Raw genomic sequence first — 17,498 nt, forward strand, 5'->3', positions numbered from 1 at the left:
CGGCTCCCTTCAAAAGCTCTGCCAGGCGGACGCGGATCAGGCGTCGTCTGACCCCGTGGCGGGCGGCGCGCCTTCGCCACCTTCGAAGCTGCGCGGCGCGCGGCGACGACGGGGCTTCTTGGCGTCTTCGCCTTCAGCGGCCGGAGCCGGCGTTTCGACGGCGGTTGAACGACCCAGGAAAGCCGGAGCGTGGCTCACATCGCCATCCTGACCGCGCAGCATGGGCGAGCCCTTGCTGACGACCGGCTCGCTGACCAGCGGCGTGGCCTGCGGCTCGATCACGGCCATCGGATCGCGATCACCCTGGGCGCGATCTCGGGGCGCACGTTCGCGGCGCGGAGCGCGTTCGCGGCGACCTTCAGCGGCCGGCGCCTCGACAACGGCTTCTGCGGCGACCGGGGGACGCTCGTCGCGCGGGCGCTCATCCCGGGGACGATCGTCGCGAGGACGGTCGTCACGAGGGCGCTCATCCCGGGGACGATCGTCGCGGAAGCGGTCTTCCCGGGGACGGTCATCCCGCGGGCGATCGTCACGCGGACGGTCATCTCTGGGCCGGTCGTCTCTGGGACGGTCGTCGCGAGGACGGTCTTCGCGAAGGCGATCGTCTCTGGGACGATCATCACGGGGACGATCATCGCGAGGCCGGTCATCCCTGGGGCGGTCGTCGCGAGGACGGTCTTCGCGGTCGCGCCAACGGTCGCGACGGCCCTGGCCCTGACCCTGGCCCTGATTGTCGAAGCGGGGACGGTCTTCGCGCGGACGGTCGTCCCGGGGGCGATCGTCGCGTTGGCGGCCCTCGAAACGGTCGCGGGGACGCTCGTCGCGCTGGCCTTCGCCCTCGCCGCCGTCCTGGTTTTCGCTGGGCGCCTCGGCGACTTCGGGCGCGTCTTCGGGCTCGGCCTCGAAGTCGATCTCGTAAGCCGAATAGGCGTCCTTGCCGATGATGTCGCTGACGGGGCGATTCGGCTGGATGGCGCGCAGGACCCGGAAGTAATGCTCGGCGTGCTGCAGGTAGTTCTCGGCCAGCACCCGGTCGCCGGACGACGAAGCGTCGCGCGCCAGCTGCTGGTACTTCTCGTAAACGCCCTGCGCCGCACCGCGCACCTTGACGCCTTCGGGGCCGTTCGAATCGAAGGCCCGGTTGGCATTATGCTGCTGAGGCTTGCCGCCGGTATTGCTGCCGCCGCGATTGTTGCGGCCGCGCTGGCGCTTCATGCCCTTGAAATCTCTCATGGTCTTCTTCTGAACCTGTCCGGAGGTCAGTCTGTGCTGATGCATCCGGCCTTGTTGGTCTCTAGGCGGGGTCGAACCCCTGGAAGTTCTAGAGACACTGGTTTCCGTAGAGCCCCCGTCCTGGTCCTGGCGCGGCGACCGGCTTTGGACCGTGCGCGCCTGCCGGAGGAGCTTTACAAACATCATCGACGTTTGCTGTTCCCGTCACCCGGCGTTTTGGAAGGAGACCCTTATCGTCTAGCCTCTCACGCGGGGGTTTCCAAGGGGTTTTTCACCCCGGTCACGACGCGGTCGTGGGTCGACAGATCCTTGATCGTACGGACGTTGCCGGCGCCGGCCTGCCGGAACAGCGCCTCGACATCGGCCGACTGGTCGTAGCCGATCTCGACGGCGAACATGCCGCCAGGCTTCAGCACCCGCAGGATTTCGGGGGCCAGATGGCGATAGGCGTCTAGGCCGTCAGGGCCGCCGTCCAGGGCCAGGCGCGGCTCGTGGTCGCGAACCTCAGGCTCCAGCGTCTCGATGATGTGGCTGGCGATATAGGGCGGGTTGGAGACCACCAGGTCAAAACCCGCGTCGCCCAGGCCCGCCGTCCAGTCGCCGCGCAGCAGGGCCGTCCGGGTGTTGAGATCCAGATTGGCGGCATTTTCGCGAGCCACGGCCAGGGCGTCTTCAGAGACGTCGATGCCGAGCCCCTTGGCGGCCGGCCGCTCGGCCAGGATCGCCAGCAGGATGGTCCCCGAGCCGACACCCAGGTCCAGCATGTTGAACGGCATGCTTTCCGGGAAGGCCTTGAGCACCTCGTCGACGATCACCTCGGTCTCGGGCCGCGGCGTCAGGACGTTCTTGTTCACCTGCAGCAGGATCTTCCAGAAGCCCTTGCGGCCGATGATGTGGCTGACCGGCTCGCGCCGTTCACGGCGGCTGAGATAGTCGTCCAGCGTCGCCCACTGCTCGGCCGTCAGCATGCGGTAGGGATCGGTGATGATGTCGGTGCGGGTGACGTCGGCGGCCACCTCCAGCATCAGGCGCGCGTCGATGGCGGGCTGATCGATACCGGCGTCCTTCAGACGCTCCTTGGCGGCGGTCCAGGCTTTGACGAGGGTCAGGGTCATGGGGGGTCACATAGCGCTTTGACGCGGCGAGCGCGAGATTGAGGTTGGTACCAGTTTTTGGTACAATCTGACCACTGCAAGCGGGAACCGGTGATGAGCAAAAACACGTCCGTCAGCCTCGGCGATCACTTCCAGGGATTTATTGCCGAGCAGGTTGGTGAAGGTCGGTATGGCTCGGCCAGCGAAGTTATCCGCGCCGGTCTGCGCCTTCTTGAAGATCGCGAGATGCGGCTGGCTCGATTGCGCGCAGCCCTGCTTGAAGGGGAGCAAAGCGGGTTCGCGGAAGATTTTGATATCGACGCCTTCATCGCTGAGAAGGCGAAAGAGGAAGGCATCGAAGAGTGAGCGCCTTCAAGCTCACACCAAGGGCTCAGCGCGATTTTGACGAAATCTGGGACTATTCCAAAAGCAAATGGGGCAGTCGGCGGGCGCTCGCCTACCTGCGCCAGATTCGAACCGCGATCGCCATGGTCGCGGCCTATCCAGACCTTGGCCCGATCCTCGAAGATCTACCGAGGGGCTATCGAAAACGCCCTGTCGGCTCACACGTCATCTTCTATCTTCCGCGAGGCGACCAAACGGAGATCATCCGCATTCTGCATCAGAACATGGATGTCGATAGCCACCTGCCCTAAACGGCTTCCGCCAAATCCCCCTCCACTACCCGCCCGCCCTGCGTGACGTTCAGATAGATCCCGCAGTCCATGTGGCCGTAGGCGTCGAACAGCGCCTTGACCACGTCAATGTCCCGCTCGGCCGTGACAGGATCCACATGGGTCGCCGCGCAGCGGACGATGGGCTTGAGAACCTCGGCCGTCGCCCCGCCGAGCTTCAGCGTCCGCCCCGTCCAGTCGTTTTCGACCCAGGCCGGCCAGCCCTCGACATAGAGGTTGGCGCGGAATCGCAGCGGATCGACGGGAACGCCCAGCCTGGCCTCCAGGTCACGCACGCTGGCCAGGTTGATGACCGAGGCATAGCCCGAGCGGCTGTCCATGAACCGATGCGCGCCCGGCCCTTCGATCACGCGCAGCGGGCCGGAAAGGTCTTCGCCCAGCAGGCCGGTCAGCCAGGCCTCCAGCCCTGCCCGCCCCTCGGCCGAGCGCAGATCGCCGGCGAAGTCGGGCTGGCCCTCGGCGCTGGCGCGAAACACGCCGGTCGCCTCGTCATAGGCCGTGCGGGCCCTGGCCACGGCCGGGATCTTGGCCAGGACCGTGAACTTCATCTTCGAGACATGGCCCGGCGCCGCAGGGTCAAAACCGCTGGGACCATCCTCCACCGCGAACAGCCGGTCGCAGGGAAAACAGGCGCCGGCGACCAGGTCGGCGCTGCTCAGGCGTTCGGGGGTGAAACCCTTGATCGGGTGGCGATAGAGGGCGTCGATGCGAGCTTCCATGCGGCCAAGGTCGGGGACGACTCGGTCGAAAGCAAGGGCTCGGGAACGCCCTGTGTGCTCACGCTTTCCTTGGGCGGGAGAGCGCATGACCGACAACGCCAAGCCGAAGCGACCCGTCCGCGCCTGGCTGGCCTCGCGCCCCTACGGCCTGGCGCCGTGGATCGTGCTGCTGGCCCTGGTCCCCTTTGCTTTTCCGAAGCGCGTCACCCACGCCCCGCAGCCGGGCCTGTCGGAAGACCGCATCCTGCCGCCCGACGACTTCGACAGGCTCGAACCCCAGCACGGCCGGGCCGCGCGGTCTCCCATCGCCATTCCCTGGCGCGGCTGGCGCGACATCCTGTGGCGCACCTGGCGCGAGATCACGGTCGATCGCCTGCACGCCGTGGCCGGGGGCGTCACCTTCTACACCCTGCTGGCCCTGTTCCCGGCCATCGGCGCCTTCGTGTCGCTTTACGGCCTGTTTGCCGATGTGGCCGCCGTGCAAGGGCAGTTGAGCGAGATGTCGGGCGTCTTTCCCGCCAGCGTCATCCAGATCGTCGGCGAGCAGATGCTGCGCCTGGCCAGCCAGGAACAGGCCAAGCTGGGCGTCGCCTTCGGCGTCAGCCTGCTGCTGTCGATCTGGAGCGCCAACGCCAGCATGCAGGCGCTCTTCGACGGCCTGAACATCGCCTATGACGAGGACGAGAAGCGCAATCTGCTCGCCCGCGCGGCCCTGACCTATGTCTTCACTGTCTGCGCCCTGGTCTATGCGGCCGTGGCGGCCTTCATCCTGATCGCCACCCCCATCGTGCTGGCTCGGGTCGGACTGTCGGCCCTGGACGCGATCTGGGGCCCGATCCGCTGGCTGCTGGTCTGGATGATGACGGCGGCGGCCTTCGCCCTGCTCTTTCGCTTCGCCCCCTGTCGCGCCCGGGCGCGCTGGCGCTGGGTGGTGATCGGCGCCGTGCTGGCAGCCGGCGGCTGGCTGGTCGGCTCGCTGGGCTTCTCGGTCTATGTGAACCGCGTGGCCCACTTTGACGCCACCTATGGACCCCTGGGGGCGGTGATCGCCTTCATGGTCTGGGTGTGGTTTTCGATCATGGCCGTGCTGGTTGGGGCCGAGCTGAACGCCGAGATCGAGCGCCAGACGGCCATCGACTCGACCACCGGCCCCGAGCGCCCGATGGGTCAGCGCGGCGCGGCCGTGGCCGACACGGTGGGGATGGCCTTCCATCCCTGGGAGATGATCAAGCGCGAGGCGGGCATGGTGCGCAAGGTGGCCGGCGGGGCTTGGGGCAAGGTTCGAAGGCGCCAGGGGCTTGGAAAGCCCTCTTGAGCGTGGCTAGCTCCGCTCCCGCATTTTCCGGAGCCCCGCATGCTGCTCACCCCAGCCCAGGACCACGACCTTCCCGCCATTGCCGACCTGGTCAACCGGGCCTATCGCGGGGAGGAGGCCCAGAAGGGCTGGACGACGGAAGCCCATATCCTGGACGGCCAGCGCACCGACCTGGAAACCCTGAGCACCGATCTGGCGGCCAAGCCGGGCTCGACCATCCTGACCCTGCGCGACGACGCCTCGTCCAAACCCTTCGCCTGCGTCTGGGTCGAGCCGATGCCGGACGATGTCTGGTTGATCGGCATGGTCTCGGTCGATCCCCAGCGCCAGGACGGTGGTCTCGGCCGCAGGCTGCTGGACGCGGCCGAGGCGCACGCAAGGGCCCGCGGCGGCCGGTTTGGCAAGATGACGGTCATCGAAGGCCGCGATACCCTGATCGCCTGGTACGGCCGCCGGGGCTATGCGCCGACCGGCGAATACGAGCCCTTCCCTTCTGATGACCCGCGCTTTGGCAGGCCCAAGGTCGAAGGCTTGCAGTTCCTCGTGCTGAAGAAGGCGCTGTAGCCCGCAGCCCGGTCCCTAGGCGCGCGCGACCAGCTTGATCACGATCAGCTGCGCGGCGTTCACGCGCTCGCCGCCGGGCTCCATGACTTCCAGGTGCACGTGGTCGGTGATGCCCGGATAGTGGCCCTGCAGGCTTTCCACGCGGCCGATGGCCTGGCCCAGCCGCACGGCCTGGCCGACCTCGACGCCAGGCGACACATAGAAGGCGCGGGCCACATAGCCCAGGGCCGGATTGGTGATCTCGACAAACTTCAGATCGGTCGAGCCGCTGTAGGCATAGCCGATCTTGGTGACATAGCCCGAGATCGGGGCGAGGACGTCCTGACCGGCGACAGCGGTGTAGTCGACGCCTTCGTGATCGCGTGTCCCCCCATCGCGGCGAGCCCCGAACTGGCCTTCGCCGAAGTCGTCGTGACCGCGCGGCGCCGCGCCGGTGGGGTTGGCGAAGTCGGCCGCGCCGTCGCCATCGACATCGGCGCCGCTCCAGACCAGCTCGCGGCGCACCGGCCGCTGGGGCTTGGCGGCAATCTCGTCCAGCAGGCGGCGGACTATCGGGGTGGGGCTGTGCCGGGCGGCGTCGGGATGCTCCATGGCCGCCACGACCATGGGCGCGAAGATCGTCGCCAGACCGACGACGCAGCGTGCCGCAGGAGTGATGGTCTTGGCCACGGCAGCGTTCATAAATTGACCTTCAGTCGTTCCGGGAGCGATTTCAGCGTTTGAACGTTTCGACTGATTAGGGGCCAGATATGGCGAAGAGGTGGCGCACGCCGTGCGACGGCTTGTCGCGCCATGTTTGCTGTATTGCATCAAAAGCCTGGACTTCATGAGATCCAGAGCGGCTGGCCAATGCTTCAGCTTCAAGCAATTTATCAGATGCAATTTCAAACTAGACCATAAATCCTGGGAAGCCCGAGCGTAGGGTTTGGGGATCACCCCGCGATCAGCCCCGCCCGCTCATCGGCGGTCAGCGGACGCCAATAGCCTTCCGGCATGTCGCCCAGGGTGAGGGAGCCGACGCGGACACGGAACAGGTCGACGACCTTCCATTCCAGCAGCTCGCACATCCGGCGGATCTGGCGGTTGCGGCCTTCCTGCAGGATCACGCGCAGGCGCTGGTCAGAAATGAGTTCCACATGGGCGGGTCGCAGTTCGCGGCCGTCCAGTTCGAGGCCAAAGCGCATCAGCTCCAGCTTCTCCTCGGTGATCTCGCCCATGATGGCGACGCGGTATTCCTTCTCCAGCTCCGACTGCGGGCCGATCACGGCCTTGGCCACCACGCCGTCCTCCGAGAGGATCAGCAGGCCGCGCGAGTCCATGTCCAGCCGGCCGACCGGAGCCAGCCGGTTGCTGAAGTTGGGGATCGTCGCTTCGTGGGCCCAAAGGTTCTCGCGCTTGAGCAGGCGCACGGCCGGAATCTGGCCGGGATCGGGCTGGGACGAGACAATGCCGACCGGCTTGTGGATCATGATCGTCAGGCTGGAATCCAGCTTGTCGGTGGCGCGGTCGGCCAGAACCAGCGTCTGGCCCGGCAGGATCTTGCGGCCCACGTCCTCGACGGTCTCGCCGTCGATGGAGACCAGGCCGTCGGCGATCAGGGCCTCGGCTTCGCGGCGCGAACAGACGCCGGCCTGGGCCAGCCACTTGTTGACCCGCTGGGGCTCGTCTTCGTCATAGGTGCGGGTGAAGGCCATCAGGCGTAGCCATCTTCGAGGGTGGCCAGGCGCGCGGCCTGATCCTCGGCAATCAGCGGCTTGATGATGTCGTCCAGGGCGTCGCCCTCCATCACCTTGGCCAGGTTGTAGAGGGTGAGATTGATCCGGTGATCGGTGACCCGGCCCTGCGGGAAGTTGTAGGTGCGGATGCGTTCGGAGCGGTCGCCGCTGCCCACCTGGCCCTTGCGGGCGTCGGAGCGGGCGGTGTCCAGCGCCTCGCGCTGCATGTCGTAGAGGCGCGCTTTCAGGTTCTTCAACGCGCGCGCGCGGTTCTGGTGCTGGCTCTTTTCCGACGAGGTCACCACCACCCCCGTGGGCAAGTGGGTGATACGCACGGCCGAGTCGGTCTTGTTGACGTGCTGACCGCCGGCTCCCGACGAGCGATAGGTGTCGATGCGCAGGTCGCTTTCGTTGATCTCGATCTCGACATCCTCGGCTTCCGGCAGCACCGCGACGGTGGCGGCCGAGGTGTGGATGCGGCCTTGCGCTTCGGTGGCCGGCACGCGCTGCACGCGGTGCACGCCGCTCTCGAACTTCCAGCGGCCAAACACCCCGTCGCCGGTGACAGAGGCGATGATTTCCTTGTAGCCGCCCATTTCGCCTTCGGAGACGCTGTCGATCTCGACCTTCCAGCCCTGAAGTACGGCATAGCGCTGGTACATGCGGAACAGGTCGCCCGCGAACAGGGCCGCCTCGTCGCCGCCGGTGCCGGCCCGCACTTCGAGAATGGCCGAGGCGTTCTCGTCCTTGTCCTTGGGCGCCAGCATCAGGGCCAGCTCGTGCTGCAGGACCGGCAGCTTCTCATCCAGCGCCTGCATCTCGTCGCGGACCATGGCGCCCATTTCCGGGTCGCCGGCCATCTCTTCCAGGTCGGCGCGCTCGGCGGCCAGCTTGGCCAGGGTCTCGACGGCCTCGGCCACCGGACGCAGTTCGGCGTGCTCCTTGGAGAGCTTGACGATCTCGGCTCCGTCGCTGGCGGCGCCCATGCGGGCCTCCACTTCGCGGAAACGGTCGAGAACCTGGTCGAGTCGGGCCTGGGGCAGTCGCAAGGGTGACGTCACGTGCTTTGAAGGGAACGGGCGGTCTCTGTACCCCCCGCGCGGCCTGACGTCACCCCGGCGTGAAAACGACTACTTCGGATACATCATCGTCTGGGTGATGGCGGCGTCGCCGTTCACCGAAACCTTGACCTGATCAAAGGCCGGCACGCCCTTCAGGGGCGAGGCGCTGGACATCGCCCAGCCCTCGGCCGGTTTGCCGTCGGCGCCGTTGGTCATGCTCCAGCTGCTGTCAGAGTCGTGCAGCACCGAAACCGCGTAGTCGCCAGGCGGCACGTCGGGCAGCTTGACCTTCAGTTGGCCGCTGGCGGCGCCGTCCAGAACCGCGCCGGAGGTCTGGGCGTGTTGCATGAACTGGTCGCGGCTCTGCACGGTGACCAGGATCTTGCCGCCCTTGGGCTGCACGCCGTTCAGGGTCAGGTCGATCTCGCCGGCCTGGGCGGCGGCGAAGGCGGTGGTGGCGAAAAGGACGGCGGCGGCGGTGGCAAGGCGTTTCATGGTGTAGTGCTCCCTCAGATCGGTTTTCAATGAAGTACTTTTATTTGCAAAGTGCATGAGGTGGCAAATTACAACGGAGTCATGGAAGGCCTGAGGGTGCAGCTGGTTATCCGGCAGCGGCCTTGATGGAGGCGGCGGCACACGCTGATCGTCAGGGATGCTCTGGCTGACGCTGCAGTTCAACCTCCGGATTGGTCCCGGCCGGAGGATCGCGGCGATAGCGCACCAGGACCTCCACGCCGCCGGGGCGCTCGGCCAGAGCCTGACGGATCATGGCCAGCAAGGTCTCGGACGACACATGCAGGTCGATGATCTGGCCGGCCTGTTCATAGAGCAGGTGCGAATGGGGTTCGGCGACGGTGTCAAACACCAGGTCGGCGGTGGTGGTGGGCAGACGGCTGATCAGGCCGTGGTCGGCCAAGGCTTCCATCTGGCGGGCCAGATCGGCAAGCGTGACCGCCAGGCCGGACTCGGCGGCGATGTCAGCGACCTCCGCCAGGGTGAGATGGGTTTCAGGCGCAGCGCGCAACAGCGCCAGCAAGCGCGGCAGAACACCATGCCCAGACAGGCCGGCGCGGCGCAGCTCCTCGCGGAAGGCGGCTTCCACGGCGTGGGGCATCCAGTCCTCCTCCCAAGGCGGCGGGGTGGTCACGGTCGTGCGTCGCCGCGATCTGATCCCGACCTTGAAGTCTGGACGCGGCTGGGGTCAGCCGCGTCCAGCCCTGTGGTCTCGCGGATCAGGCGAGGTCGAAGCGATCCAGGTTCATCACCTTGGTCCAGGCCGCCACGAAGTCGCTGACGAACTTTTCCTTGGAGTCGCTCTGGGCATAGACCTCGGCCAAGGCCCGCAGTTGCGAGTTGGAGCCGAAGACCAGATCCACGCGCGTGCCGGTCCAGCGACGCTCTCCCGTGGTGCGGTCGCGGCCTTCAAACTCGGCCTCTGCTTCCGAGGTCGCCGACCACACCGTGCGCATGTCGAGCAGATTGACGAAGAAGTCGTTCGTCAGGGCGCCCGGCTGCGCGGTGAAGACGCCATGCGGCGACTGATCGGTATTGGCGTTCAGCACGCGCAGGCCACCGATCAGCACCGTCACTTCGGGCGCCGTCAGGGTCAGCAGCTGCGCCCGGTCGATCAGCAGCTCCTCGGCCGTCAGAGTATATTCCGTCTTCAGATAGTTACGGAATCCGTCGGCGGTGGGCTCGAGCACCGAGAACGACTCGATGTCGGTCTGGGCCTGGGAGGCGTCGGTGCGGCCGGGCGTGAAACCGACCTCGACCGCGTGACCCGCCGCCTTCGCGGCCAGTTCGACGCCCGCGCAGCCCGCCAGCACGATCAAGTCGGCCAGGGACACCTTCTTGCCGCCGGTCTGGCCGGCGTTGAAGGACGTCTGGATGCCTTCCAGCGTCGCCAGCACGGTGGACAGCTGAGCCGGCTGGTTCACCGCCCAGATGCGCTGCGGCTCCAGCCGGATCCGGGCGCCGTTGGCCCCGCCCCGCTTGTCCGAACCGCGGAAGGTCGAGGCCGAGGCCCAGGCCGTCGCGACCAGTTGCGAGACCGACAGACCCGAAGCCAGCACCTTGGCCTTTAGGTCGCGAATGTCCGCCGCATTGACCAACGGATGATCCACGGCCGGAACGGGATCTTGCCAGATCAGCTCTTCCTTGGGCACCAGCGGACCGCGATAGCGGGCGACGGGGCCCATGTCGCGATGGGTCAGCTTGAACCAGGCGCGGGCGAAGGCGTCCTGGAACTGGTCCGGGTTCTCGTGGAAGCGCTTCGAGATCGGCCCGTAGATCGGGTCGAAGCGAAGCGCCAGGTCTGTCGTCGCCATCATGGGCGCATGACGCTTGGAGGGATCGTGGGCGTCGGGCACCAGGGTCCGGGCCGCCGGATCCTTCGGGGTCCACTGCTGGGCGCCGGCCGGGCTCTTGGTCAGCTCCCACTCGTGGCCGAACAGCGTGTCGAAATAGCCGTTGTCCCACTTGATGGGATTGGGTTTCCAGGCGCCCTCAAGGCCGCTGGTGATGGTGTGGACGCCCTTGCCGCTGCCGAAGCTGTTCTTCCAGCCCAGGCCCTGTTCGACGATGCTTGCGCCTTCTGGCTCGCGACCGACCTGGGCTGCGTCGCCCGCGCCATGGGCCTTGCCGAAGGTGTGGCCACCAGCGATCAGCGCGACGGTCTCCTCGTCGTTCATCGCCATGCGGGCGAAGGTCTCGCGAATATCGTGAGCCGAGGCCAGGGGATCAGGATTGCCGTTGGGGCCTTCGGGATTGACGTAGATCAGACCCATCTGGACAGCGGCCAGCGGCTTGTCCAGCTGGCGCTCGCCTTTGTAGCGGTCGTCGCCCAGCCAGGTGTCCTCGGCGCCCCAGTGGACGTCTTCCTCGGGCTCCCAGGTGTCTTCCCGGCCAAAGCCGAAGCCGAAGGTCTTGAAGCCCATGGTCTCCATGCCGACGTCGGCGGCGATGATCATCAGGTCAGCCCAGCTGATCTGGTTGCCGTACTTCTGCTTGATCGGCCAGATCAGGCGGCGGGCCTTGTCGAGGTTGCCGTTATCAGGCCAGCTGTTGAGCGGCGCAAAGCGCTGCTGGCCCGCGCCAGCACCCCCGCGACCATCGCCGGTGCGATAGGTGCCGGCGCTGTGCCAGGCCATGCGCACAAAGAACGGGCCGTAGTGGCCATAGTCGGCCGGCCACCAGTCCTGCGAGTCGGTCATCAGCGCCGCCAGATCCTTCTTCAGGGCCTCGACATCCAGCTTTTCGACCTGCTCGGCATAGCTGAACGCCGGCGAGAAGGGGCTGACCAGCGACGAGTGCTGGGACAGGATCTTCAGGTTCAGCTGGTTGGGCCACCAGTCGCGGTTCGACCGCCCCCCGAAACTGGTGTGGAACCGAACCCCGTGATTGAGGGGGCACTTGCTCGTGGGTTCAACGATGTCGCTTCCGTCCATAACTGGCTCCGATCTTGGCTGCTGTGACTGACTTGGCCTGCACGATGAAGACCGTGAATTCTGCGGAAATAGGCCCGCTCACTGACTGGCAAGGCGCGCCCTAGAAACGGGCCAGCGCACAGTGGCCCGCCGGGTGACGGAGCCAGGCTGTCGCCGGGTGAGGCGCACCGAAATTCAAGTCGAGGTCTGGATCCTGCCGCCACTCCCTCTGGGCGCTCTCTGCGGATCGCCTGACAAGGTTTTCGCCCATCCTGGCCATAAAGAGAAGCGCCAATAATCAATGGTTGTGATAGGCTTTGCCTATGATCGAAACTGGGGTTGCACCGTGAACCTTCGAGACCTCCGCTACCTTCTGGCCATGGTCGAGCATGAGCATTTCGGTCAGGCCGCACGGGCCTGCGGCGTCAGCCAGCCAACGCTTTCCGTGCAGATCCGGAAGCTGGAGGAGCTTGTGGGCGTCGCCCTGTTCGAGCGCAGCAGCAAGGCGGTCGCCCCGACATCCGCCTGCCTGCAACTGATCGGCCATGCCCGCACAGCGGTCACGGCCGCCGAGGCGATCCTGGCCACGGCGCGAACGCTGCGCGACCCCCTGGCGGGACGCTTTCGGGTGGGCATCATCCCGACCCTGGCGCCCTACCTGCTGCCGCTGGTGTTTGCACCGCTGCGCGAGGCGCTGCCCGCACTGGAGCTCGAGCCCTGGGAAGACCAGACCACAGCCCTGCTTGAACGGCTGCGCAGCCACGAGCTGGACGCCGCCCTGCTGGCCACCGAGGTCGACGGGCCTGATCTGATGAGCCAGCCGCTGTTCGACGAGCCGTTCCTCGCGGCCCTGCCGCCCGATCACCCGCTGGCGGGGCTGGACACCGTCACCGAAACCGATCTGGCGAAGGACATTCTGGTGCTGGCCGACGGTCACTGCCTGCGCGACCAGACCCTGGCGGCCTGCGGCAGCAACGGGGCGCTGGGCGGCCCGCTACGCGCCGCCAGCCTGCCCACCTTGCTGAACATGGTGGCGGCCGGCTACGGCACGACCCTGATTCCAGGGCTGGCGGCCGGCGCGGCGCAGGATGCGGGGATTGTGCTTAGACCGCTGGCCGAGCAGGCTGGGCGCACGGTGCGGATCGCCTGGCGCGCCAACTATCCCGGTCGTCCCGCCGTGGAGGCGGTGGGCGAGGTCATCGCCCAGCGCTTGCAGGGCTTCGCCAGGGGCGCGGTGGCCGGGACGATCTAAAATCCGGCCTTCACCTCGACCGCCAGCACGCCCCGGGGCGAGCGCGAAGGCCGCAGATCGCCGTCGACCACCACGCGATAGGGTCCTTCGCGGGCGTCCAGCGGCCGGCCATTGACCGTATCGGCCAGGATCACCGGATTGGCGCGATAGACGGGGTCGGTCTCGGCGATCGACAGGATGCTGGAAAAGCCGTCGGCGGCCCGCAGGATCACCACTTGGTTCAGATACCGCCCCATCAGCCGCTCGCCCGAGACGACGCCAGCCTTGAGCAGGGCCCCATGCAGGATCGCGCCCTCATAGACCACCGGCTGCCCCTTGACCTGGATCGTCGCCCTGGCGCGCGGCAGGGCCTTTACCTCGGCGGGCGTCAGCACCACCGTGTCTCGTCCGGCGACGGTGACCTTGAGATCCTGCGCCGAGACCAGCGAAGCGAGGACGGCGGCGGCGATCGCGGCCGTGAGGGCGAGGAGGATGCGCATGCCGCCAGCGTGGCGCCCCTCCCCGCCTCTGTCACGCCTTCAGCTGGGTCATCAGCGGATAGAGCGAGGCCACCAGCAGTACGGCCATGCTGACATTGAACGTGCGCAGGATCGCCGGCCGGTCCAGGAACCGCCGCATGCCTTGGCCAAAGCCGGCCCAGGCGGCGCAGCACGGCACGCCGACCAGCATGAAGGTTCCCGCCAGGACCAGCACGGTCAGGCTGCCGCTGCCTTCCGGCGTGTAGGTGGTGGCGGCGCCCAGGGCCATGGCCCAGGCCTTGGGGTTCAGCCACTGGAAGGCGGCGGCCTCCAGGAAGGTCATCGGCTGGCCGGTGGCGCTCTTGTCATTGATCCCGGTCGCCGTGGCGATCTTCCAGGCCAGCCACAGCATATAGGCTGCGCCGACCCATTTCAGGATCTCGTGCAGGATAGGGAAGGTCCTGAACACGCCCGACAGGCCCCACCCCATCGCCACCACCATCACGCCCAGACCCGCGCTGATCCCCAGGATGTGCAGAATGGTGCGGCGAAAGCCGAAGTTCGCCCCCGACGCCAGCAGCATCATGTTGTTGGGCCCGGGCGTACCGGCGGTGGCGAAGGCGAACAGGACGAAGGCCAGCAGAAGGTCGGGGGTCACGTCGGGACTCCATGATCGAGAATGTCACAGAGATGTTCCGGATTGATCCATGAGTCAAAATGAGTATTGTCATTATGACAATATCGGAGCCCGCATGCCTGCGAAAACCCTGAGGGACTGGACCCCGTCGCTGGAGGCCGGCGACGCGCCGATCTATGAGCGCCTGCTGGCGGCGCTGCGCGCCGACATCGAGACCGGCGCCCTGGCCGCAGGCGCGCGCCTGCCGCCGCAGCGCGACCTGGCCCACCGCCTGGGACTGGGGCTGGGCACCGTCACCCGCGCCTATGTCGAGGCCGAGAAGGCCGGGCTGGTCGAGGCCCATGTCGGGCGCGGCAGCTTTGTGCGCGGCGGGGCGGCGGGAAAGCCTGTCAGGACGACCGATGGCGGCTTGATCAATCTCTCGCAGAACATCGCCCCCGGCGGACCCGCCGAGGGCCGACTGGGCGACACCCTGACCCGGTTGCGCCGGCGCGGCGACCTCCTCGACTGCCTGGGCTATGCTCCGCCGGCGGGGCTGGAGGCCCAGCGGCGCGCCGGGGCCGCGTGGCTGGAGCGCAGCGGCGGTCTGGTCGGCGCCGACTGGACCCGGCTGGTCTGCACCGCCGGCGCCCAGCAGGCCCTGGCCCTGGCCTTCGGCGCTGTGGCGCGGTGGGGTGATACCGTGCTGTGCGAGGCCTCGACCTTCTACGGCGTCAAGGCGCTGGCCCAGCATATGGGCTATGGGCTCAAGGGCCTGGCCATGGACGCCCAGGGCCTGCGCCCCGACGTTCTGGACGAGGCCGCCGCCACCGGCGCCTTCAGGGCCGTGGCCATCCAGCCCACCCTGCAGAACCCGACCGGCCGGATCATGAGCGCCGGCCGCCGCGCCCAGATCGTGGCCGTGGCCCGCAAGCACGACCTGATGATCATCGAGGACGATATCTATGCGGTCTACGCACCGGACGCCCCGCCGCCCTTCGCGGTGCTGGCCCCGGAGCGCACGTTCCACGTCTCGGGCGTCTCCAAGTCGCTGGCGCCCGGCCTGCGCACCGGCTTCCTGATCGTGCCGCCCGGCGATGCCTTGGACCGCGTTCTGCGCACGGTGCGCGCGCTGTCCTATGCTCCGCCCAATTTCGGCGGACTGATCGCCACCCAGTGGATCGAGGACGGCGCGGCCGACACTATCGTGGCCGAGATCCTGACGGAGATGACCGCCCGCCTCTCCCTGGCTCGCGAGATCCTGGGCGACGCCATCGAGACCCCGATGTCGGCCAGCGCGCCGCACGTCTGGCTGCCGATGTCGGACCTCGACGCCGAACGTCTGGCCGGCCGGGCCCTGCGCGGCGGCGTGGAAGTGACCCCCCCGTCAGCGCCGGTGGTCACGCCCGGCCTGACGACCGGCGTACGCGTGTGCCTGGGCGCGACGCAGGATCGGGAAGCCCTGGAACGCGGCCTCCGCATCGTGGCCACAGCCGTAGCGGATGTCGACGAGCGGTCTCGGGCGGTGATCTAGTACGGCAACACCTTCACCGCCGACGAGCCGTCCAGCCGGGCGCCCGCATTCCGCCTACTTGTCTTTTGTATAGGGCACGAACTGGCCCAGGCTCACCGAAGCCCGCGACCCCGCCGAGCCCTTGCCGCCGCGATCGACCATGGCCACCGCATCACCTCGGCATAGCCTCACGCCGTTGGTGCGGGGGTTGATGATGGAGTCGTGATCCAGAGCGGCGGCGCCCATCTCCGGACGGTTCACATAGACAATGCCAGCCGGCATCCGAATGATGATCGCCGTCTTGTCGATGACATCGATCATCAGGGAGCGGCGGGGATCGAGGCAGTCGATCGGCTCGCCCGCCACGCGTCCCTCGACCATCTTGGCCAGGCTGCGTTCGCCCTTTTCGTTGCCCTCATCGCCTGCGAGCGCGCTTGAGGCCCCTGCGAGAACCGCAACCGCCATCAGTCCCGTAAGCCAAAAACGCATGTCAGCCCCCTCCCGGCCGCCGTCAGACGCAACGGCGCGCAATACCGATAGTTCTTCGGGGCATACTCAACCTGAATTAGGCAATGTCAACAGTCTCGCCACCTTCGGTAGAAATGGACTCTGCGGTCCCTGGCGTCGACCCTGGCCCTACTCCGCCGCGATCGCCTCGGCGTCGGCGGCCGCCTTCAGTTCGGCCGCGCGCTTTTCGACCAGTTCGACGATGTGCTCGATCATGCCGTCGTTGGACTGTTTGTGATCGGGCTTGCCGGCCATGTAGACCATGCCCGAGCCGGCGCCGCCGCCGGTGAAGCCCAGATCGGTCATCAGGGCCTCGCCCGGGCCGTTGACCACGCAGCCGATGATCGACAGCGACATCGGCTGGCTGATGTGGGCCAGGCGCTCTTCCAGGGCCTCCACCGTCTTGATGACATTGAAGCCCTGACGGGCGCAGGACGGGCAGGCGATGATGTTGACGCCGCGGTGGCGCAGGCCCAGCGATTTGAGGATGTCGAAGCCGACCTTGATCTCCTCGACGGGATCGGCGGCCAGAGACACGCGGATGGTGTCGCCGATGCCGGCCCACAGCATCGCGCCGATGCCGATCGAGGATTTCACCGTGCCGGTGCGCAGGGCCCCGGCCTCGGTGACGCCCAGGTGCAGCGGGCAGTCGATACGCTCGGCCAGCTGGTGATAGGCCGCCACCGTCATGAACGGATCGGACGCCTTCACCGAAATCTTGAACTCGTGGAAGTCGTGGTCCTGCAGGATACGAGCGTGGTTGAGGGCGCTCTCGACCATGGCGTCGGGGCACGGCTCGCCGTATTTTTCCAGCAGTTCTCGCTCCAGAGAGCCGGCATTGACGCCGATCCGCATCGAGCAGCCGTGGTCGCGGGCCGCCTGGATCACGTCGCGCACGCGATCGGCGCTGCCGATATTGCCCGGATTGATCCGCAGGCAGGCCGCGCCGGCCTGGGCCGCCTCGATGCCGCGCTTGTAGTGAAAATGGATGTCGGCCACCAGCGGCACGCGCGACTCGCGGGCGATGGTCTTGAAGGCCGCCGTGCTGTCGGTGTCGGGGCAGCTGACGCGGACGATGTCGGCGCCGGCTTCCTCCAGCTGACGGATCTGCTCCAGCGTCGCGGCGGCGTCGCTGGTCAGGGTGTTGGTCATCGACTGGACGGTGATGGGCGCATCGCCCCCCACCTCGACATTGCCGACGCGGATCTTGCGCGACACGCGACGCTGGATCGAGCGCCAGGGACGAAGGTGGGTGTGGTCTGCGGCCATGGAGACAATCTAGGGCGTTTGCGAGCGGAACCCAAGGATGAGTTCTCTATTTCCCAGCCATA

At 67.2% G+C, this 17,498-nt stretch carries 19 protein-coding genes; 6 read left to right on the forward strand and 13 right to left on the reverse strand.

All coding sequences use genetic code 11. The features are described from left to right. Positions 1 to 36: 36 nt before the first annotated feature. The gene (locus ACW176_RS00880; protein WP_492110528.1) at positions 37 to 1,233 is read right to left on the reverse strand and encodes a DUF4167 domain-containing protein; all 1,197 of its coding nucleotides are present in this window, start codon (positions 1,231 to 1,233) and stop codon (positions 37 to 39) included. A 245-nt stretch (positions 1,234 to 1,478) separates the two neighbouring features. After that, on the reverse strand, positions 1,479 to 2,348 hold the full coding sequence (prmC, locus tag ACW176_RS00885; RefSeq protein ID WP_492110529.1) for a peptide chain release factor N(5)-glutamine methyltransferase: 870 nt from the start codon (positions 2,346 to 2,348) through the stop codon (positions 1,479 to 1,481). 90 nt (positions 2,349 to 2,438) lie between these two features. On the opposite strand from prmC, the gene ACW176_RS00890 reads away from it, so the two are divergent. Both ACW176_RS00890 and ACW176_RS00895 read left to right on the forward strand, forming a co-directional pair. Further along, the gene (locus ACW176_RS00890; RefSeq protein ID WP_419318192.1) at positions 2,439 to 2,693 is read left to right on the forward strand and encodes a type II toxin-antitoxin system ParD family antitoxin; all 255 of its coding nucleotides are present in this window, start codon (positions 2,439 to 2,441) and stop codon (positions 2,691 to 2,693) included. Further along, entirely contained in the window at positions 2,690 to 2,983 is a 294-nt protein-coding gene (locus ACW176_RS00895) for a type II toxin-antitoxin system RelE/ParE family toxin (RefSeq protein WP_492110530.1), read from the forward strand. Before ACW176_RS00890 ends, ACW176_RS00895 begins: the two co-directional genes overlap by 4 nt. Here the strand turns inward: ACW176_RS00895 and ACW176_RS00900 are convergent. Further along, positions 2,980 to 3,741 (reverse strand): MOSC domain-containing protein, encoded by a 762-nt coding sequence (locus ACW176_RS00900; RefSeq protein WP_492110531.1) that lies wholly within the window; start codon positions 3,739 to 3,741, stop codon positions 2,980 to 2,982. The genes ACW176_RS00895 and ACW176_RS00900 overlap by 4 nt on opposite strands. Positions 3,742 to 3,826: 85 nt before the next feature. Here ACW176_RS00900 and ACW176_RS00905 point away from each other — a divergent pair, with 85 nt between their 5' ends. Beyond that, positions 3,827 to 5,056: a YihY/virulence factor BrkB family protein gene (locus ACW176_RS00905; RefSeq protein ID WP_492110532.1), complete on the forward strand. Its 1,230-nt coding sequence runs from the start codon at positions 3,827 to 3,829 to the stop codon at positions 5,054 to 5,056. A 39-nt stretch (positions 5,057 to 5,095) separates the two neighbouring features. Further along, the gene (locus tag ACW176_RS00910; protein ID WP_492110533.1) at positions 5,096 to 5,620 is read left to right on the forward strand and encodes a GNAT family N-acetyltransferase; all 525 of its coding nucleotides are present in this window, start codon (positions 5,096 to 5,098) and stop codon (positions 5,618 to 5,620) included. A gap of 15 nt (positions 5,621 to 5,635) precedes the next feature. Here ACW176_RS00910 and ACW176_RS00915 read toward each other — a convergent pair whose 3' ends face one another. From ACW176_RS00915 to katG, 6 genes are all read right to left on the reverse strand, one after another. Then, positions 5,636 to 6,301 (reverse strand): peptidoglycan DD-metalloendopeptidase family protein, encoded by a 666-nt coding sequence (locus ACW176_RS00915; RefSeq protein WP_492110534.1) that lies wholly within the window; start codon positions 6,299 to 6,301, stop codon positions 5,636 to 5,638. 251 nt (positions 6,302 to 6,552) lie between these two features. Then, positions 6,553 to 7,314 (reverse strand): pseudouridine synthase, encoded by a 762-nt coding sequence (locus tag ACW176_RS00920; RefSeq protein ID WP_419318204.1) that lies wholly within the window; start codon positions 7,312 to 7,314, stop codon positions 6,553 to 6,555. Next, positions 7,314 to 8,384 carry a peptide chain release factor 1 gene (gene prfA, locus ACW176_RS00925; protein ID WP_492110535.1) on the reverse strand — a complete coding sequence of 357 codons (1,071 nt, stop codon included), beginning with the start codon at positions 8,382 to 8,384 and terminating at the stop codon, positions 7,314 to 7,316. The genes ACW176_RS00920 and prfA overlap by 1 nt, the downstream gene beginning before the upstream one ends. An 81-nt stretch (positions 8,385 to 8,465) precedes the next feature. Further along, positions 8,466 to 8,891 (reverse strand): DUF2141 domain-containing protein, encoded by a 426-nt coding sequence (locus ACW176_RS00930; RefSeq protein ID WP_492110536.1) that lies wholly within the window; start codon positions 8,889 to 8,891, stop codon positions 8,466 to 8,468. A 151-nt stretch (positions 8,892 to 9,042) separates the two neighbouring features. After that, entirely contained in the window at positions 9,043 to 9,510 is a 468-nt protein-coding gene (locus ACW176_RS00935; RefSeq protein ID WP_492110537.1) for a transcriptional repressor, read from the reverse strand. 118 nt (positions 9,511 to 9,628) lie between these two features. After that, positions 9,629 to 11,842: a catalase/peroxidase HPI gene (katG, locus tag ACW176_RS00940; protein WP_492110538.1), complete on the reverse strand. Its 2,214-nt coding sequence runs from the start codon at positions 11,840 to 11,842 to the stop codon at positions 9,629 to 9,631. 325 nt (positions 11,843 to 12,167) lie between these two features. Here katG and ACW176_RS00945 point away from each other — a divergent pair, with 325 nt between their 5' ends. After that, complete coding sequence (locus ACW176_RS00945) at positions 12,168 to 13,073, forward strand: LysR substrate-binding domain-containing protein (protein ID WP_492110539.1); 906 nt, start codon at positions 12,168 to 12,170, stop codon at positions 13,071 to 13,073. On the opposite strand, the gene ACW176_RS00950 is transcribed toward ACW176_RS00945, so the two are convergent. Further along, a complete protein-coding gene (locus tag ACW176_RS00950) occupies positions 13,070 to 13,552 on the reverse strand; it encodes a molybdopterin-dependent oxidoreductase (protein WP_492110540.1) in 483 nt (160 codons plus the stop codon). The two genes, ACW176_RS00945 and ACW176_RS00950, sit on opposite strands and share 4 nt — an antisense overlap. 31 nt (positions 13,553 to 13,583) lie before the next feature. Next, the gene (locus tag ACW176_RS00955) at positions 13,584 to 14,189 is read right to left on the reverse strand and encodes a LysE family translocator (RefSeq protein ID WP_492110541.1); all 606 of its coding nucleotides are present in this window, start codon (positions 14,187 to 14,189) and stop codon (positions 13,584 to 13,586) included. Between the two features lie 94 nt (positions 14,190 to 14,283). On the opposite strand from ACW176_RS00955, the gene ACW176_RS00960 reads away from it, so the two are divergent. Beyond that, a complete protein-coding gene (locus ACW176_RS00960) occupies positions 14,284 to 15,681 on the forward strand; it encodes an aminotransferase-like domain-containing protein (protein ID WP_492110542.1) in 1,398 nt (465 codons plus the stop codon). A gap of 54 nt (positions 15,682 to 15,735) precedes the next feature. Here ACW176_RS00960 and ACW176_RS00965 read toward each other — a convergent pair whose 3' ends face one another. Together ACW176_RS00965 and ispG are read right to left on the reverse strand one after the other, a co-directional pair. Further along, a complete protein-coding gene (locus ACW176_RS00965; protein ID WP_419318222.1) occupies positions 15,736 to 16,149 on the reverse strand; it encodes a hypothetical protein in 414 nt (137 codons plus the stop codon). A 147-nt stretch (positions 16,150 to 16,296) separates the two neighbouring features. Further along, positions 16,297 to 17,436 (reverse strand): flavodoxin-dependent (E)-4-hydroxy-3-methylbut-2-enyl-diphosphate synthase, encoded by a 1,140-nt coding sequence (ispG, locus tag ACW176_RS00970; RefSeq protein WP_492110543.1) that lies wholly within the window; start codon positions 17,434 to 17,436, stop codon positions 16,297 to 16,299. Between the last annotated feature and the right edge of the window lie 62 nt (positions 17,437 to 17,498).

This window comes from Caulobacter sp. FV1ye13L (genome assembly GCF_058681155.1).

Excerpts from the sequence above, each read along its gene's own strand:
- ACW176_RS00880 (WP_492110528.1), bottom strand. The coding sequence starts at position 1,233 with ATGAGAGATTTCAAGGGCATGAAGCGCCAGCGCGGCCGCAACAATCGC.
- prmC (WP_492110529.1), bottom strand. The coding sequence starts at position 2,348 with ATGACCCTGACCCTCGTCAAAGCCTGGACCGCCGCCAAGGAGCGTCTG.
- ACW176_RS00900 (WP_492110531.1), bottom strand. The coding sequence starts at position 3,741 with ATGGAAGCTCGCATCGACGCCCTCTATCGCCACCCGATCAAGGGTTTC.
- ACW176_RS00905 (WP_492110532.1), top strand. The coding sequence starts at position 3,827 with ATGACCGACAACGCCAAGCCGAAGCGACCCGTCCGCGCCTGGCTGGCC.
- ACW176_RS00910 (WP_492110533.1), top strand. The coding sequence starts at position 5,096 with ATGCTGCTCACCCCAGCCCAGGACCACGACCTTCCCGCCATTGCCGAC.
- ACW176_RS00915 (WP_492110534.1), bottom strand. The coding sequence starts at position 6,301 with ATGAACGCTGCCGTGGCCAAGACCATCACTCCTGCGGCACGCTGCGTC.
- ACW176_RS00920 (WP_419318204.1), bottom strand. The coding sequence starts at position 7,314 with ATGGCCTTCACCCGCACCTATGACGAAGACGAGCCCCAGCGGGTCAAC.
- ACW176_RS00930 (WP_492110536.1), bottom strand. The coding sequence starts at position 8,891 with ATGAAACGCCTTGCCACCGCCGCCGCCGTCCTTTTCGCCACCACCGCC.
- ACW176_RS00935 (WP_492110537.1), bottom strand. The coding sequence starts at position 9,510 with ATGCCCCACGCCGTGGAAGCCGCCTTCCGCGAGGAGCTGCGCCGCGCC.
- katG (WP_492110538.1), bottom strand. The coding sequence starts at position 11,842 with ATGGACGGAAGCGACATCGTTGAACCCACGAGCAAGTGCCCCCTCAAT.
- ACW176_RS00950 (WP_492110540.1), bottom strand. The coding sequence starts at position 13,552 with ATGCGCATCCTCCTCGCCCTCACGGCCGCGATCGCCGCCGCCGTCCTC.
- ACW176_RS00960 (WP_492110542.1), top strand. The coding sequence starts at position 14,284 with ATGCCTGCGAAAACCCTGAGGGACTGGACCCCGTCGCTGGAGGCCGGC.
- ACW176_RS00965 (WP_419318222.1), bottom strand. The coding sequence starts at position 16,149 with ATGCGTTTTTGGCTTACGGGACTGATGGCGGTTGCGGTTCTCGCAGGG.
- ispG (WP_492110543.1), bottom strand. The coding sequence starts at position 17,436 with ATGGCCGCAGACCACACCCACCTTCGTCCCTGGCGCTCGATCCAGCGT.